Below are 16,499 nucleotides of genomic sequence, written 5' to 3' on the forward strand. Positions count from 1 at the left end.
GATCCGGCCACGGACGCCCTCCCCTGCCTTCGGCGGGGGTCCACAAGGGGCGTCCGCAGCCGGATCGCTGTCTGCTTACAGGTACTGACCGGTGTTGGCCACGGTGTCGATCGAACGGCCGGTGTCCGCACCCTGCTTTCCGGTGACCAGCGTGCGGATGTATACGATCCGCTCGCCCTTCTTGCCGGAGATGCGGGCCCAGTCGTCGGGGTTGGTGGTGTTGGGGAGGTCCTCGTTCTCCTTGAACTCGTCGACGCAGGCGGCGAGCAGGTGGGAGACGCGCAGACCCTTCTGGTTCTGGTCGAGGTAGGCCTTGATCGCCATCTTCTTAGCCCGGCCGACGATGTTCTCGATCATGGCGCCGGAGTTGAAGTCCTTGAAGTAGAGCACTTCCTTGTCACCGTTGGCGTAGGTGACCTCCAGGAAGCGGTTCTCCTCGGACTCCGCGTACATCTGCTCCACGACGGACTGGATCATGGCGTCCACCGCGGCGTTGGTGTTCCCGCCGTGCTCGGAGACGTCGTCCGCGTGCAGCGGGAGGTTCGCGGTCAGGTACTTCGAGAAGATGTCCTTGGCGGCCTCGGCGTCCGGACGCTCGATCTTGATCTTCACGTCGAGACGGCCGGGACGCAGGATCGCCGGGTCGATCATGTCCTCGCGGTTGGAGGCGCCGATGACGATGACGTTCTCCAGGCCCTCCACGCCGTCGATCTCGGAGAGCAGCTGGGGGACGATCGTGTTCTCGACGTCCGAGCTGACACCCGAGCCGCGGGTGCGGAAGAGGGAGTCCATCTCGTCGAAGAAGACGATGACGGGCGTGCCCTCGCTCGCCTTCTCTCTGGCCCGCTGGAAGACCAGGCGGATGTGCCGCTCGGTCTCGCCCACGTACTTGTTGAGGAGCTCGGGGCCCTTGATGTTCAGGAAGTAGCTCTTGCCCTGGGGCTTCCCTGTGACCTCCGCCACCTTCTTGGCCAGTGAGTTGGCCACGGCCTTGGCGATCAGCGTCTTGCCGCAGCCGGGCGGGCCGTAGAGCAGAACGCCCTTCGGCGGGCGCAGTTCGTGCTCCTTGAAGAGATCGGGGTGCAGATACGGCAGTTCGACCGCGTCGCGGATCTGCTCGATCTGGCCGCGCAGACCGCCGATCTTGGCGTAGTCGATGTCGGGGACCTCTTCGAGGACGAGTTCCTCGACCTCGCTCTTGGGCACGACTTCGAAGACGTAGCCGGAGCGCGGCTCCAGAAGCAGAGCGTCGCCCGCGCGGAGCGTCGTCTCCAGCAGGGGCTCGGCGAGGCGGACCACCCGCTCCTCGTCGGTGTGACCGACGACCAGGGCGCGCTCGCCGTCCTCCAGCACCTCCTTGAGCATGACGATGTCGCCCGCGGTCTCGAACTCCATGGCCTCGACCACGTTGAGTGCTTCGTTGAGCATCAGCTCCTGGCCGCGCCGGAGCTCCTCGAGTTCGACGCTGGGGCTGACGTTCACTCGGAGCTTGCGCCCGCCGGTGAAGATGTCAGCTGTGCCGTCCTCGTTCGCCGTCAGGAAAACTCCGAAGCCGGCCGGCGGCTGCGCGAGTCGGTCGACCTCTTCCTTGAGGGCAACGATCTGGTCACGCGCCTCACGGAGCGTGTTGGAGAGCCGCTCGTTCTGTGCGGAGACGCCGGCCAGATTGGTCTGCAGCTCGACGATCCGCTCCTCAAGAATCCGAGTGTGCCGCGGAGAGTCGGCGAGCTTGCGGCGCAGGACGGCGATCTCCTGCTCCAGATACGCCACCTGACCGGACGGGTCTTCGGAACCCCGACCGGGCCGGATGCCGCGGTTGATGTCGTCGTCGTGGGCTGCCACGGTCCTCACCTCCTCCAGGGGGAGCTGGACGCTTCCTGACCCTACCTGGGCGGGTACAGGTTGAAACCCTAGATCACAAAGACGGTCGCGGTGTGTCTGATCTTCACCCTTGCGCGCTCCCTCACGCCAGGGGAATACCCACCCATGACCATCCGAAAGCGGCCGGTTGTAGGGTCGGAACGGTCAACACCCCTTCATGGACAGCAGCTTTCCATCACGAACGCAGGAACGGCAGGCGACAGGATGAGCACCGGGGACGACGCACTCGAGGTCTGGATCGACCAGGATCTGTGCACCGGCGACGGCATCTGCGCGCAGTACGCACCCGAGGTGTTCGAGCTGGACATCGACGGCTTGGCCTACGTCAAGAGCGCTGAGGACGAGCTTCTTCAGGACAAGGGAGCGACGACTCCCGTACCGCTGCCGCTCCTCACCGACGTGGTGGACTCCGCGAAGGAGTGCCCGGGTGACTGCATTCATGTCCGCCGTGTTTCGGACAGTGTTGAAGTCTACGGGCCCGACGCCGACGAGCACGGGCAGTGACCGACGCTCACGGTGAGTGCCCGAAGAGCGGGCCGGGAGGGACCGTTGCTCGTCAGATGCTCTTCGGGCTTCCGGGGACGGGAGCGGCTTCCAGCGCGAACTTCCCGTCCTTCCACTCCCACTTCACCTTCCGCTGCCTGTCCGGGCAGCAGCTCGGCACGGAGGGCGAGGAGTAGCCCAGCAGCTTGGCCGAGACCGTACGGCCGCTGACCTTCAGGTCCTGGACCGTCATCCGCTCCTTGGTGCGCAGCATCGTCGCGACCACGCGGGGCGGATCGCCGGGACGGGCCGGGGCGGCAAGGACGAACAGGGCGTTGGGCGGCGTGCCCGTACCGGAGTGGCAGCGCACGGAGGCGACGGTCTCCTTGCGTCCGTCGCCGTCGAAGTCCGTGGAGCCCCTGCCGACGACGTCGACCTTGACGGACGGGCTGCCGCAATCCACGGGGAAGTCCGCCTTCTTCGGGTCCGGGGCCGGGCCGGAGGCGGTCGTGGTGAGCGTGGGCTGGGCGGTGGCGTCCGCCGGCTGGATCAGGGCCGATGCCCCGACGACGGCGGCGAGGGCCACGGCCGTGCTGAGCCAGTGCACCATGCGGGTACGGGTGTGCGGCAGTTCCGTCACGCCGGGTGACTCCTGTGAGAAGTGTGCTTGGGGGTGCACAGCATCGTGCCATACGTCACACGGCACCGGAACGGGCGGGACCTGGTTCGTCCGTAAGGCTGCTGACGAGGCGTCAGCGCAGGAGACTCAACGCCCCCGCCCGGCTGCCGCGTTGGTGCGGAAGACCGGGGCGGAGGCCCGCGGCGTGCGTGGTCGGCGGAACGGGACGACGAGAGGCCTGCGCCCCAACGGGCCTTTCAGGAACGGCCCGAGGTGCTGCCCGGGCCGGTGTAGTCCTCCCCGTACGCGCCCTTGGCGGGGCGGCGGCGGCGCAGCGGCGGCTCGACGCCGTCGGCGAGGCGGCGGGCGGTGAGCAGGAAACCCGTGTGCCCGATCATGCGGTGGTCGGGACGTACGGCCAGGCCCTCGACGTGCCAGTTGCGCACCATGGTCTCCCAGGCCTGCGGCTCGTTGAACGTGCCGTGCTCGCGGATCGACTCGACCATGCGGGCCAGTTGTGTCGTGGTGGCGACGTAGCAGCACACGATGCCGCCCGGGACAAGGGCCTTGGAGACGGACTCCAGGCACTCCCAGGGGGCGAGCATGTCGAGGATGACGCGGTCGACGTCGCCGTCCGAGAGATGGTCCTGGAGGTCTCCGACGGTGAGCGTCCAGGCGGGGTGCGGTTCGCCGAAGTAGCGCTCGACGTTCTGCCGGGCGATCTCGGCGAAGTCCGCCCGCCGTTCGTAGCTGTGGAGCATGCCCATGTCGCCGATGGCGCGGAGCAGGAAGGTGCTCAGCGAACCGGAGCCGACTCCCGCCTCGACGACGCGCGCGCCCGGGAAGATGTCGGCCATGGCCAGGACTTGGCCCGCGTCCTTGGGATAGACGACGGCGGCGCCGCGCGGCATGGACAGGACGTAGTCGGGGAGCAGGGGGCGCAGCGCGAGGTAGGCGACGTTTCCCGTGGTACGGACGACACTGCCCTCGGGAGCGCCGATCAGCTCGTCGTGGGGGAAGGCTCCCTTGTGGGTGTGGAAGCTCTTTCCCTCTTCGAGCGTGAACGTGTAGTGGCGTCCCTTGGGATCGGTGAGCTGGACCTGGTCCCCGACCTTGAAGGGCCCGCGACGGCGGGCTGCACCGGTCGGTTCGGACATGCGCACAGACTAACGGGTCTGGTCAGCGGCCCTCATGCCGAGGGCTTGGCCATGGCCGCGACGAAGGCACGCTCGACGTCGCCGGTGGAGAGCACCCCGTAGATCTCGCCGGTCTCCTCGACCACCAGGTACTCGGTCGCGGGGGTGGCACGCAGGTGCTCCAGCAGTTCCTCGCCGGCCAGCTCCGCCGGGACGCGCATGCCCTCCTTCAGCTCCTGGGCGAGGGTGGAGACCGCGACCCAGGGGCGCCGGTGCGAGGGGACGCCGGCGATGGCCGCCTCCCGTACGAGCGAGACGGGACCCCCGGCGCCGTCGACGACGACGAGGGCGCGGGCTCCGGCGTCGTTGGCGCGTCGGAGCGCCTCCGAGAGCGGGGTGTCGGTGGGTACGGGGACGGCCCGCCTGGTGAGGTTGCGGGCGCGCAGGTCGGGGAGATGCTCGCGCAGCCGTGCCATGCGCAGGCTGTTCCCGGCGCCGGTCCAGATGATGGCGGCCAGGATGGCGGCGAGCAGCGCGTCCATGAGCGTGTCGATACCGCCGATGGACTCCTGCGTCAGGCCGCCCGCGTGTGTGGCGAGGGGCAGCCCGATGAGCACGGCGACGGCCAGCGCCCGGCCGATCCACGCGGCGAAGACGGTGCCGGTCATCGGGCGGCCGCTCAGCTTCCACACGAGGGCTCGCAGCATCCGGCCGCCGTCCAGGGGCAGTCCGGGGAGGAGGTTGAAGGCGGCAACGATGAGGTTGGAGATCATCAGCCCGAACAGCAGCACACCCGGCACGGTGCCCGGCCGCACGACCTGCATCCCGCCGTAGAAGACCCCGGCGAGCACGAGGGACAGCAGCGGCCCGACGAAGGCCAGTACGAACTCGCGGCCGGGGCTCTCGGCCTCCTTCTCGATCTCGGAGACCCCGCCGAAGAACTGGAGCTGGATGCGGCGTACGGGCAGCTTGAAGCGCAGCGCGGCGACGGTGTGGGCGAGTTCGTGCACGAGGACGGACGCGTAGAAGGCCACGGCGAAGAAGAGAGCGATCAGATAGCGCACGGCGCCGAGATGCGGCAGCACACGGTCGAGCTGGCCGCCGAAGACCCAGGTGATGAGGGCGGCCACGAGGAACCAGCTGGGCGCCACGTAGACGGGCACGCCGAAGGGGCGGCCCATCAGGAGGCCGCCGCCGAAGGGGCGGGCGCGACGGGGCTTGTCGGGGCCCAGACCCGGGGGGCCGTGACCGGCGGGGCCGGGGGCTCCGGAACCGGAGGTGCCGTTGCCGGGGCCGGAACCGGAGGTGCCGGGGCCACCGGGGGCTCCGGGGCCCGAAGTTCCGGGGCCGCCGGGGCCTGCCTTGCCTGGGGTCTTGCCGGGGCCCTCGCCTGCGTCCGGGCGGGACGCGGGGCGGGCGTCAGGAGCTGCTACCGGGCCCGTGCTCGGCTCCCGGGCGGACTCGCCCGTTCCGGCGGCCTTCGAGGAAGAGGTCTCAGGGGCCGCCGTACGGCCGCTGCCGCCTCCGGCCTCCGGGTCGGGTCCCTGACCGGACGCGGGACCGGAAGCCGTGCCCAGGTCCCGTTCTGACGCGTTGTCGGCCGCCTCGGCGTGCGCCTCGCGCGCGTCCGGGTACGCCGGAGTGTCCGGACGGTCCGGGAGAGACGCCGTGCCCTCCCCCGCCGTTCCGGAACCGCCGGAGCCGCCGGAGCCGCCCGAACGCGGCGTGCCGCCGTTTTCCGTGTCCGCCACGGGTTCCCTTCTGCCGCTTCCTCGCACTCCGCCGCTCCGCCGGCCGGTGGGCGTGCGGGGGCGGGTGCGCCGCCCTCGATGGTATGCGTCCGTTGTCAGTGCGGGGCCCTAGGGTCGTACGTCATGACCACCCGCGTCGCATCCCCGCCGAACTCCCTCTCGCCGTCCCGCGCCAGCGACTTCATGCAGTGTCCGCTGCTCTACCGCTTCCGGGTGATCGACAAACTGCCGGAGAAACCTTCCCCGGCGGCCACTCGCGGCACGGTCGTACACGCCGTGCTGGAGCGGCTCTTCGACGCTCCGGCGGAGCAGCGCAGCCTGCCGCGTGCCCGTTCCCTGGTCGCCCGCGAGTGGGAGCGGCTGCTGGCGAAGCGTCCGGAGCTGAAGGAGCTCTTCGCGGAGGACGGCGGGGACCGGGAGGTGGACGGCGCCGAGTTGGCGGCGTGGCTGGCGGAGGCGGAGGCCCTCGTCGAGCGCTGGTTCTCGCTGGAGGACCCGACCCGTCTGGAGCCCGCGGAGCGGGAGTTCTTCGTGGAGACCACGCTGGATTCCGGGCTGCGGCTGCGCGGCATCATCGACCGCGTCGACGTCGCTCCCACGGGCGAGGTCCGGATCGTCGACTACAAGACGGGCAAGGCGCCGCCGCCTCAGTTCTCCGACGGGCCGCTCTTCCAGATGAAGTTCTACGCGCTGGTGGTCTGGCGGCTGCGCGGGATCATCCCCCGCCGTCTCCAACTGGTCTTCCTGGGCAGTGGAGATGTGCTGACCTACGACCCGGACGAGGAGGATCTGCGCCGCGTCGAGCGCAAGGTGCTGGCGCTGTGGGAGGCCATCACGAAGGCGACGGAGACGGGCGACTGGCGCCCGAGCCCGGGCAGGCTCTGCGACTGGTGCGACCACCAGGCGCACTGCCCGGAATTCGGCGGCTCTCCCCCGCCGTATCCGCTCACGGTGCAGCCACGGCTCCCCGAGCCGCGCAGCGAAGGGCCACAGGAATCCACCGCCGACGTCTAGGCAAGAATGGGGTCGGTTCCTGCCACCCGCCGAAGGAGATCCCGTGGCTATCCGCGTCCTGTTGGTCGACGACCAGCCGCTGCTGCGCACCGGCTTCCGGATGATCCTGGAGGCGGAGCAGGACATCGCCGTCGTCGGTGAGGCGGGGGACGGGCTGCAGGCCCTGGACCAGGTGCGTGCCCTGCAGCCGGACGTGGTCCTGATGGACATCCGCATGCCCCGGATGGACGGGGTGGAGGCCACACGCCGCATCACCGGGCCCGCGAAGGACGGCCCCGCGAAGGTGCTCGTGCTGACCACCTTCGACCTCGACGAGTACGTGGTGGAGGCGCTGCGCGCCGGTGCCAGCGGTTTCCTGCTCAAGGACGCGCCGGCCGCCGAGCTGGTGCAGGCGATCCGCGTGGTCGCGGCGGGTGAGGCCATGCTGGCGCCGAGCATCACACGCCGTCTGCTCGACAAGTACGCGGGGAAGCTCCCCTCGGGCGAGGAGCCGGTGCCGGACACGCTGCATCAGCTGACGGACCGCGAGGTGGAGGTGCTGAAGCTCGTGGCGCGCGGCCTGTCGAACTCGGAGATCGCCGCGGACCTCTTCGTCAGCGAGACGACGGTCAAGACGCACGTCGGGCATGTGCTGACCAAGCTGGGGCTCCGCGACCGCGTGCAGGCCGCGGTCTACGCGTACGAGAGCGGGCTGGTGCGGCCCGGCTCCTAGCGTGAGGGCAGGGCCTGCCGTGCGCGCGCCTCTGTATCGCGTACGGCCTGTGCCGGGCGGGGGCCCGGACGCGGCCCCGCACACGCCTCCCGGGGCCGACCGTCAGCCGTCGCTGCTGCGGCCCAGCTCCCACAGCTGCAGCACCGACGAGGAGTTCAGCGCCCATTCGGCACCGGTGATGTCCTCGCCCGCCGCGATGAACTGTTTGCCCTGCCACAGCGGCAGCACCGGCACCTCGTCGGCCACGATGTCCTGGGCTCGGCCGAAGCCGCGCTCGGTGCGGACCCGGTCGGTCTTCTGCCGTGTCTGAGGGATGAGCTTGTCGCGTATCTCGGTGCTGATGTAGGGGCTGTTGAGGAAGTTGTTCCGCTCGAAGAACGGCGCGATGTAGTTGTCGGCGTCGGGGAAGTCGGGGAACCAGCCGTAGCCGTAGACCTGGTACTTCCCTTCCAGCGCGGCCGAGCGGTAGGTGTCCCAGGGCAGCCCGCGCACTTCGGCGTCGAACAGTCCGCTGCCGTTGAGCTGCTCCTTGAGTTTGGTGAACTCCTTCTTGGTGACGCTGCCGTAGTGGTCGGTGGTGTAGGCGAGTTCGAGCTTCACCGGGGTGCTCACGCCCGCCCGGCGCAGGGTGCGCCGGGCCGAGTCGGCGCCGCCTTCGCCGTACTTGTTGAAAAAGGAGTTCCGGTGTCCGGGCACGCCCGAGGGCACCAGGGAGTAGAGCGGCTCGGCAGTGCGTGCGTACACGTCGCGTACGAGGGACTCACGGTCGATCACCTCGGCCATGGCGCGCCGCACGGCCAGGCGGCCGGCGGTCTCGTCGTCGGTGTTGAAGACGAGGTAGCGGATCTCCTGGCCCGGCTGCTGCACGAGGTCGATGCTGTCCTCGGGGGCCGACTCCAGTCGCTCGATCTGCTGCGGGGAGATGGTGCGGTTCATCAGGTCTATGTCGCCCGCACGCAGGGCCTTCTCCATGGCGGCGGAGTCGTCGAAGGACTGCAGTTCGACCTTCTCGCCGGCGATCTTCAGCGAACCCTTGTAGTCGGCGTTGCGGGTGAAGACCGTCTTTCTCGCGCCGGATTCGTATTCGAGCGTGTACGGGCCAGACCCCACTGTCCGGAAGCCCTTGGCGAAGCCGTCCGCCGGGTAGCTCTGCTGGTCGACGATCGAGGCGGCGGGAGTGGCGATCTTGAACGGGAAGGTGGCGTCCGGCTTGCGCAGATTGAAGACGACCTCACGGTCGCTGGTGGCCTCCACCTCGGCTATGCCGGTGAGCAGCGAGGCGGGCCCGTTGGCGAAGCGGATACGCAGGATGCGCTCGATCGAGTACTCCACGTCCTTGGCGTCGAGCGTGTTGCCGTTGGAGAAGGTGAGGCCTTCGCGCAGGGTGCAGCGGTACTGCTCGTTCCGCTCGTCGGTGAAGCCGCACCTCTCCGCGGCGTCCCGGACGGGGCGGGTGCCGGAACGCGGCATACGCAGCAGCGTCTGGAAGGCGTTGCGCATGACGTTCCATGAGCTGACGTCGTATGCGGCCGCGGGGTCGAAGGGCGCGGGCGAGGCCTTGGAGACGGTGAAGGTGTCGGTCGTCCCGACGACGATCGCCTCTGCGTCGTCCCCCGTCACCTGCCCGCAAGCAGTCAGCAGGGACGCCAGCAGACCGGCTGCCGCAGTGAGTGCCGGGGTCTTGCGGTGCATCGGGCACGGTCCTCTCGTCGGCCTAGGGGTCACGAAGACCGGGCGGGGCACGCTGACGGGCTCAGGTGGCCGTTCCTGAACTGGACGCCCTGGCAACGGACTCCGAGCCCGATGAGGACACCCCCGGTTCGCGTGGACTGCGCGGACGCACCGGACCGAGCGGCATGGCGTGCCGGAGCCGACGCGAAGTCTGGTGAATGTCACAGCGCTCTTCATGCCGCGTCAAGAGGCTGGGAGCACGTATTCGGCGAAGGCGGCCGACAGGGCGTCATAAGCGTGACAAGTCGGCTGAGCAGGCCCGGACCTGAGCGCCCTCAGCCGCCGCGAAGTGCCGTCCGCACGGAAGAACAACCGCCCGCACGGAAGAGGAAGTGCCCGTCCCGGGAAAAGGTGCCGGAGCGTCAGGAGACGCTCTGATGCGCCACGAGGACCAGTGAACGCAGGAAGGCGAGATTCACCTCTTCGAGGGATTCCACGATGGTGCGGCCCGGTGCGTCGTCGATGGGCGCGACGGACGGCACCGCCACCACCCGGCAGCCAGCCGCCTCGGCGGACGCCACCCCGGTCACGGTGTCCTCGATGACGGCGCAGCGTGCCGGGTCCGCGCCGAGGCGCCCGGCGGCCGTCAGATAGGGGTCGGGGTGCGGCTTCGTACGGGTCAGTTCGTCCCCGGCGACGGTGAGGTCGAAGTGCTCCCTGCCGAGGGAGACCAGCATCTCGTCCACGACCGTGCGGTGGGAGGCGGAGACCAGCGCGGTGGGGACCCCGTGCAGGGACAGCTCGGCGAGCAGGCGCCGCGCGCCCGGTACGAGCTGCACGCCGCGGCGCACGCGCTCGATGAACTTGTCGTTGAGCAGCACGGTCAGCTCCTCGACGGTGATGTCGGCTTGCGTCGCCTCGATGAGGAAGCCGGCACTGCGCGTCATCGGGCCGCCCACCACGACCTCGCGCCATTCGTCCTTCAGTACGTGCCCGAGCTCCGCGAAAGCCTCACTCTCGGCGTCCCACCAGTAGCCTTCCGTGTCGACCAGGGTGCCGTCCATGTCGAGGAGCACCGCCTGCAGCGACGAGCCTTCGGCCGTAAGAGTGCCGAGCGCGGGGATGGAGCTGGTCATCCGCGTACACCTCCGTGAGGGACAACAAGGCCGGCCGCCCGCCCCACAGGAGCGAACGACCGGCCTGTACCGGACCGACCATTCTACGACGGTCCGGTCGGAGCCGTTATCGGGCGTTGAAGTACTTGGCCTCCGGATGGTGGATCACGATGGCGTCGGTGGACTGCTCGGGGTGCAGCTGGAACTCCTCCGACAGCTCCACGCCGATGCGCTCCGGCTGCAGCAGGTCCGCGATCTTCGCCCGGTCCTCCAGGTTGGGGCAGGCGCCGTAGCCGAGGGAGAAGCGGGCTCCCCGGTACTTGAGGGCGAACATGTCGGCCATGGCGGCCGGGTCCTCCGCGGAGATGTCCAGCTCGGCGCGGACCCGGGCGTGCCAGTACTCGGCCAGGGCCTCGGCGAGCTGGACGGACAGGCCGTGCAGCTCCAGGTAGTCCCGGTAGGCGTCCTTCGCGAAGAGCTCAGCGGTGGCCTCGCCGATCTTCGAACCGACGGTGACGACCTGCAGCCCGACGACGTCCTGCTCACCGGACTCCTCCGCACGGAAGAAGTCCGCGAGGCACAGCCGCCGGCCACGGCGCTGGCGGGGGAAGGTGAAGCGGGTGCGCTCGCTGCCGTCCTCGTTGAGGAGGATCAGGTCGTCGCCCTTGGAGACGCACGGGTAGTAGCCGTATACGACGGCCGCCTCCAGCATGTTGTCCGTGTGCAGCCGGTCCAGCAGGCCGCGGAGCCGGGGACGTCCGTCGGTCTCCACCAGCTCCTCGTAGCCGGGGCCCTCGCCCGTACGGGACTCCTTCAGACCCCACTGGCCCTTGAAGAGCGCACCCTCGTCGATCCAGGACGCGTAGTCCTTCAGGCCGATGCCCTTGACCACGCGGCTGCCCCAGAAGGGCGGCGTGGGGACCGGGTTGTCGGTGGCCACGTCGGAGCGCACCGAACCGTCGTTGACCTCCTCCTCCGGCACCTCACCGGCGGCGGACGAGGGGCGCTTGGGCACACGGCGCTGCTTCAGCGGAGGCAGCTCGACGCCGGGGACGCCGCGCTTGACGCCGATGAGGGCGTCCATGAGGCGCAGGCCCTCGAAGGCGTCCCGGGCGTAGCGGACTTCGCCCTCGTAGACCTCGTGCAGATCCTGCTCGACGTACGCCCGGGTGAGCGCGGCACCGCCGAGGATGACCGGGAAGTCCGCGGCCATCTGACGCTGGTTCAGCTCCTCCAGGTTCTCCTTCATGATCACTGTCGACTTCACCAGCAGGCCGGACATGCCGATGACGTCGGCCTTGTTCTCCTCGGCGGCGTCGAGGATGGCGCCGACGGGCTGCTTGATCCCCAGATTGACCACGTTGTAGCCGTTGTTGGACAGGATGATGTCGACGAGGTTCTTGCCGATGTCGTGCACGTCGCCGCGGACCGTGGCCAGGACGATGGTGCCCTTGCCCTCGTCGTCGGACTTCTCCATGTGCGGTTCCAGGTAGGCGACCGCGGTCTTCATCACCTCGGCCGACTGCAGCACGAACGGGAGCTGCATCTTGCCCGCGCCGAAGAGCTCACCGACGACCTTCATGCCCGCGAGCAGGGTGTCGTTGACGATCTCGAGCGCGGGACGCTCCCCGAGCGCCTCGTCCAAGTCGGCTTCCAGGCCGTTGCGTTCGCCGTCGATGATGCGCTGCTGGAGACGCTCGTCCAGCGGCAGCGCCGCGAGCTCCTCGGCCTTGCCCGCCTTCATCGCCTTGGTGTCGACGCCCTCGAAGAGCTCCAGGAGGTGCTGCAGCGGGTCGTAACCCTCACGGCGCCGGTCGTAGATCAGATCCAGGGCGGTGGTGACCTGCTCCTCCTCCAGGCGCGCGATCGGCAGGATCTTGCTCGCGTGCACGATCGCCGAGTCCAGGCCGGCCTTGACGCACTCGTCGAGGAAGACGGAGTTGAGGACGATGCGCGCGGCCGGGTTGAGCCCGAAGGAGATGTTGGACAGGCCGAGCGTGGTCTGCACGTCCGGGCGGCGCTTCTTCAGCTCCCGGATGGCCTCGATGGTGTTGATCCCGTCCTTGCGGGACTCCTCCTGACCGGTGCAGATGGTGAACGTCAGGCAGTCGATGAGGATGCTCGACTCGGCGATGCCGTAGTTGGTGGTCAGGTCGTCGATGATGCGCTCGGCGATGGCGACCTTGTTCTCGGCGGTACGGGCCTGGCCCTCCTCGTCGATCGTCAGGGCCATCAGGGCGGCGCCGTGCTCGCGTGCCAGGGAGGCCACGCGGGCGAAGCGGGACTCGGGTCCGTCGCCGTCCTCGTAGTTGACGGAGTTGATGACGGCGCGGCCGCCGAGCTTCTCCAACCCGGCCTGGATGACCGGCACTTCGGTGGAGTCGAGGACGAGGGGAAGGGTGGAGGAGGTCGCGAAGCGCCCGGCGATCTCCGCCATGTCGGCGACGCCGTCACGGCCCACGTAGTCGACGCACACGTCGAGCATGTGGGCGCCCTCGCGGATCTGGTCGCGGGCCATCTCCACGCAGTCGTCCCAGCGGCCGTCGAGCATGGCCTCGCGGAACTTCTTCGAGCCGTTGGCGTTCGTGCGCTCGCCGATCGCCAGGTACGAGGTGTCCTGGCGGAAGGGGATCATCTGGTAGAGGGAGGCGGCACCCGCCTCGGGCGTGGGTGTGCGCGTGGCCGGTTCCTTGCCGCGTACGCGCTCCACGAGCTGGCGCAGGTGCTCGGGAGTCGTACCGCAGCAGCCGCCGACCAGGGAGAGGCCGTAGTCGCGCACGAAGCCCTCGTGCGCGTCGCACAGCTCCTCCGGCGTGAGCGGGTAGTGGGCTCCGTCCTTGCCCAGTACGGGCAGGCCCGCGTTCGGCATGCACGAGACCGGCACCTGTGAGTGCTGGGCGAGGTAGCGCAGGTGCTCGCTCATCTCGGCCGGCCCGGTGGCGCAGTTGAGGCCGATCATGTCGATGCCCAGCGGCTCCAGGGCCGTGAGGGCCGCACCGATCTCGGAGCCCAGCAGCATGGTGCCGGTGGTCTCGACGGTCACGGAGCAGATCAGCGGCAGCTCGTGCGCGCCGGCGGCTTCCATGGCGCGGCGGGCGCCGATGATGGCCGCCTTGGTCTGCAGCAGGTCCTGGGTGGTCTCCACCAGGAGGGCGTCGGCACCACCGGAGATCATGCCTTCGGCGTTCTGCTGGTAGGCGTCGCGCAGGGTCGTGTACGGGGCGTGGCCCAGCGTCGGCAGCTTGGTGCCGGGGCCCATCGAGCCGAGCACCCAGCGGGGGCGCCCGTCTGCCTCGAACTCGTCCGCCACGTCGCGGGCGATGCGTGTGCCCTTCTCCGAGAGCTCGAAGTTGCGCTCGGTGATGTCGTACTCGGCCAGCGCGGCGTGGTTGGTGCCGAAGGTGTTGGTCTCCACACAGTCCACGCCGGCCGCGAAGTACTCCTCGTGCACCGACCGGACGATGTCGGGACGGGTCACGTTGAGGATCTCGTTGCAGCCTTCGAGCTGCTGGTAGTCGTCGAGGGACGGGTCCTGCGCCTGAATCATGGTGCCCATCGCGCCGTCGGCGACGACCACGCGTTCCTTGAGCGCCTTGCGCAGCGCTGCTGCCCTCGGGAAGGCGGAATCGGGCGTACTGCTCGGCGAGGCCATGAAGGGTTCTCCCTAAAGTGCGACGGCTGTCGGCTATGCGCTGTCCGGTCACTGCACTGAGGACGGCGCACCTGATCAGGGTATCGGGCGAACACAAGAGTGCAGCCGGGCATTCCGCGGAGCGGGGGTACGAGACGGCATGAAACGGGAGGAAGCCTGCTCAGCCGCACGGCGCTGCCGGTCACGGGGCGCACGCAGGGCGTTCAGGCCCGGCACGGGGAGAAACCGGTGCGCTCGCTCGTAAGGGGACCGGGCTACCGCCGGTCCCCATCAAGCGATACCGTTCGGCATTGTCGAACTCGATTCAGAGCGGCCCGTTGCGAGCAGGTCAGGAGGTGCCCGGTGGCCCGGAACATCCAGTCGCTGGAGCGGGCGGCCGCCGTGCTGAGGCTTCTGGCGGGCGGTGAGCGCCGGCTCGGCCTCTCCGACATCGCCTCGTCCATGGATCTTCCGAAGGGCACCGCGCACGGTCTGCTGCGCACCCTCCAGCAGGAGGGCTTCGTCGAGCAGGACGAGGCGACGGGCAAGTACCAGCTGGGCGCGGAGCTGCTGCGGCTGGGCACCAGCTACCTGGACGTGCACGAGCTGCGCTCGCGTGCTCTGGTCTGGGCGGACGACCTGGCGCGGTCCAGCGGCGAGAGCGTCTATCTGGGCGTTCTGCACCAGCAGGGCGTGCTGATCGTGCACCACGTCTTCCGGCCCGACAACAGCCGTCAGGTGCTGGAGGTCGGCGCGATGCAGCCGCTCCACAGCACGGCGCTGGGCAAGGTGATCTCCGCGTTCGACCCGGTGGCGCACAGCGAGGCGGTGGACGGCGAGCGCCGGCGCTTCACGGAGCGCACGGTCACCTCGCTCGAGGACTTCGAGGACGTGCTGGAGCTGACGCGGGCGCGCGGCTGGGCCGCCGACGTGGAGGAGACCTGGGAGGGGCTCGCCTCGATCGCGGCGCCGATCCGCGACCGGCGCCGCATGCCGGTGGGAGCGGTCGGCGTGACGGGGGCGGTGGAGCGTGTCTGCGAGGACGTCACCGCCGGTACGGGCGTGGTCGGCTCCGCCGCACCGCCCGGCGCGGCGGGCGGTGCGGGGGGTGCGCCCGCCGAGGCCGAACTGCGGGCGGTGCTCGTCGCCGCCGTACGGGACTGCGCGCGCGCCGTCTCACGGGATCTCGGGGCCCGGCGGTTCTGACCGGTGGTCCCGGCCCGGCGGCTGCGGGCGGACCGTTCCGGGAGGGCGGCTCCGGCAGGCGGACGGGCCGGCGGGCCTCGGAACGGCCTGAGGGCAGCGGAGGCGCCTGAGGGGACCGGCCCTCCCGGCCGCCCCGGCGTTCCGAGAACGACCGTTCCCCGCCCGGGGCACGGCGCCGGGACGCGGCGCGGCCCTCGCTCGTGCGGGGCCGTCGCCGCGGTCCCGGCTCCGCCCTGCCCGGAGATGATCTCCCCTGCGTACACGGAGTGCGGGAGTCCTGGGTCACACCCCTTGACGCGACCGTCACCAGGGACAAAACTGCCCACTCGGCGGTCGGCATTGTCGAACAGCGGACGGAACCGGCCCGCCCTCCCCATCTGGACAAGACAAAGGAGTCGCGGGTGTCCAGCTCCGACATCTTCTTCGGCGAAGTCATAGGTACGGCGATGCTCGTACTGCTCGGCGGCGGCGTGTGCGCCGCCGTGACCTTCAAACGCTCAAAGGCCTCCAACGCCGGCTGGGTCGCCATCGCCTTCGGCTGGGGCATGGCCGTCCTCGTCGGCGGCTACGTCTCGGTGGGCGTCTCCGGCGCGCACCTCAACCCGGCAGTCACCCTCGCCCTCGCCATCGAGGGCACCACCCCGTGGGGCGACGTCCCGCTCTACTTCGCCAGCGAACTGCTCGGCGCCATGATCGGCGCCGTGCTGGTGTGGCTCACCTACTACGGCCAGTTCCACGCCGACCTCGGTGACATGGCGGATCGCAAGTCCGAGAATCCGGGACCCGTGCACGGCGTGTTCTTCACGTCTCCGGAGATCCGCAACACCGTTCAGAACCTCGTCACCGAGATCATCGCCACGTTCGTCCTCATCATCGCGATCCTGACCCAGGGCCTGACCAAGGAAGTCGGGCTCTCCGGCGTGGGCGTGCTGCTCGTGGCCCTCACGGTCGTCGGCATCGGTCTGTCGCTCGGCGGTCCGACGGGGTACGCCATCAACCCCGTCCGTGACCTCGGCCCGCGTATCGTGCACGCACTGCTGCCACTGCCGAACAAGGGCGGCTCCGACTGGAACTACTCCTGGATCCCGGTCGCGGGACCGCTGATCGGCGCCGCGATCGCCGCCGGAGTACACCAACTCGCCTTCGCCTGAGCCGTGGCTCCCGGGCTCCCGGCGCCCGGGCTGCTCAGCTGCCGGGCCGGACCAGGGCCTCGACGCCCGGTCCGGCCCGGCAGCCCGGAGCACAGGCCCGGCGGCCCGGAGGTTCCGGACGGCGCGCGC

Annotated in this window: 12 protein-coding genes; 5 read left to right on the plus strand and 7 right to left on the minus strand. The window is 69.7% G+C overall.

The genetic code is table 11. The features are described 5' to 3' along the window. Window positions 1-75: 75 nt before the first annotated feature. Window positions 76-1,842 (minus strand): proteasome ATPase, encoded by a 1,767-nt coding sequence (gene arc, locus AN215_RS02280; protein WP_070012455.1) that lies wholly within the window; start codon window positions 1,840-1,842, stop codon window positions 76-78. Window positions 1,843-2,085: 243 nt separating this feature from the next. On the opposite strand from arc, the gene AN215_RS02285 reads away from it, so the two are divergent. Continuing rightward, window positions 2,086-2,385, plus strand: a complete 300-nt coding sequence (locus AN215_RS02285) for a ferredoxin (protein ID WP_070012454.1) — start codon at window positions 2,086-2,088, stop codon at window positions 2,383-2,385. Window positions 2,386-2,437: 52 nt separating this feature from the next. Here the strand turns inward: AN215_RS02285 and AN215_RS02290 are convergent, their stop codons facing one another. From AN215_RS02290 to AN215_RS02300, 3 genes are all read right to left on the minus strand, one after another. Then, on the minus strand, window positions 2,438-3,004 hold the full coding sequence (locus tag AN215_RS02290; RefSeq protein WP_171904109.1) for a hypothetical protein: 567 nt from the start codon (window positions 3,002-3,004) through the stop codon (window positions 2,438-2,440). A gap of 236 nt (window positions 3,005-3,240) precedes the next feature. Then, complete coding sequence (locus AN215_RS02295; protein ID WP_070012453.1) at window positions 3,241-4,140, minus strand: tRNA (adenine-N1)-methyltransferase; 900 nt, start codon at window positions 4,138-4,140, stop codon at window positions 3,241-3,243. A gap of 32 nt (window positions 4,141-4,172) precedes the next feature. After that, window positions 4,173-5,870, minus strand: coding sequence for a site-2 protease family protein (locus tag AN215_RS02300; RefSeq protein WP_070012452.1), 1,698 nt, complete (start codon window positions 5,868-5,870; stop codon window positions 4,173-4,175). A gap of 123 nt (window positions 5,871-5,993) precedes the next feature. On the opposite strand from AN215_RS02300, the gene AN215_RS02305 reads away from it, so the two are divergent. Together AN215_RS02305 and AN215_RS02310 are read left to right on the plus strand one after the other, a co-directional pair. Next, a complete protein-coding gene (locus tag AN215_RS02305; RefSeq protein ID WP_070012451.1) occupies window positions 5,994-6,884 on the plus strand; it encodes a RecB family exonuclease in 891 nt (296 codons plus the stop codon). A 43-nt stretch (window positions 6,885-6,927) separates the two neighbouring features. Next, window positions 6,928-7,596: a response regulator gene (locus AN215_RS02310; RefSeq protein WP_070012450.1), complete on the plus strand. Its 669-nt coding sequence runs from the start codon at window positions 6,928-6,930 to the stop codon at window positions 7,594-7,596. A gap of 102 nt (window positions 7,597-7,698) precedes the next feature. On the opposite strand, the gene AN215_RS02315 is transcribed toward AN215_RS02310, so the two are convergent. The 3 genes from AN215_RS02315 to metH all read right to left on the minus strand — a co-directional run bounded on the left by AN215_RS02315 (window position 7,699) and on the right by metH (window position 14,034). Further along, the gene (locus AN215_RS02315; protein ID WP_070012449.1) at window positions 7,699-9,288 is read right to left on the minus strand and encodes an ABC transporter substrate-binding protein; all 1,590 of its coding nucleotides are present in this window, start codon (window positions 9,286-9,288) and stop codon (window positions 7,699-7,701) included. 401 nt (window positions 9,289-9,689) lie between these two features. After that, window positions 9,690-10,403 (minus strand): HAD family hydrolase, encoded by a 714-nt coding sequence (locus tag AN215_RS02320; RefSeq protein ID WP_070012448.1) that lies wholly within the window; start codon window positions 10,401-10,403, stop codon window positions 9,690-9,692. Between the two features lie 106 nt (window positions 10,404-10,509). Continuing rightward, a complete protein-coding gene (gene metH / locus AN215_RS02325) occupies window positions 10,510-14,034 on the minus strand; it encodes a methionine synthase (RefSeq protein ID WP_070012447.1) in 3,525 nt (1,174 codons plus the stop codon). Between the two features lie 342 nt (window positions 14,035-14,376). Between metH and AN215_RS02330 the strand changes: the two genes are divergently transcribed. Both AN215_RS02330 and AN215_RS02335 read left to right on the plus strand, forming a co-directional pair. After that, window positions 14,377-15,219 (plus strand): IclR family transcriptional regulator, encoded by an 843-nt coding sequence (locus AN215_RS02330; RefSeq protein WP_070031091.1) that lies wholly within the window; start codon window positions 14,377-14,379, stop codon window positions 15,217-15,219. Window positions 15,220-15,620: 401 nt separating this feature from the next. After that, entirely contained in the window at window positions 15,621-16,370 is a 750-nt protein-coding gene (locus AN215_RS02335) for an MIP/aquaporin family protein (RefSeq protein ID WP_070012446.1), read from the plus strand. Window positions 16,371-16,499 lie beyond the last annotated feature (129 nt).

The organism is Streptomyces abyssalis (assembly GCF_001751365.1).
Classification (GTDB): Bacteria; Actinomycetota; Actinomycetes; order Streptomycetales; family Streptomycetaceae; genus Streptomyces; species Streptomyces abyssalis.

What these genes read in the sequence shown, in the direction of transcription:
- AN215_RS02295 (WP_070012453.1), bottom strand. Translation starts at nt 4,140, where the DNA reads ATGTCCGAACCGACCGGTGCAGCCCGCCGTCGCGGGCCCTTCAAGGTC.
- AN215_RS02320 (WP_070012448.1), bottom strand. Translation starts at nt 10,403, where the DNA reads ATGACCAGCTCCATCCCCGCGCTCGGCACTCTTACGGCCGAAGGCTCG.
- AN215_RS02285 (WP_070012454.1), top strand. Translation starts at nt 2,086, where the DNA reads ATGAGCACCGGGGACGACGCACTCGAGGTCTGGATCGACCAGGATCTG.
- AN215_RS02305 (WP_070012451.1), top strand. Translation starts at nt 5,994, where the DNA reads ATGACCACCCGCGTCGCATCCCCGCCGAACTCCCTCTCGCCGTCCCGC.
- AN215_RS02315 (WP_070012449.1), bottom strand. Translation starts at nt 9,288, where the DNA reads ATGCACCGCAAGACCCCGGCACTCACTGCGGCAGCCGGTCTGCTGGCG.
- metH (WP_070012447.1), bottom strand. Translation starts at nt 14,034, where the DNA reads ATGGCCTCGCCGAGCAGTACGCCCGATTCCGCCTTCCCGAGGGCAGCA.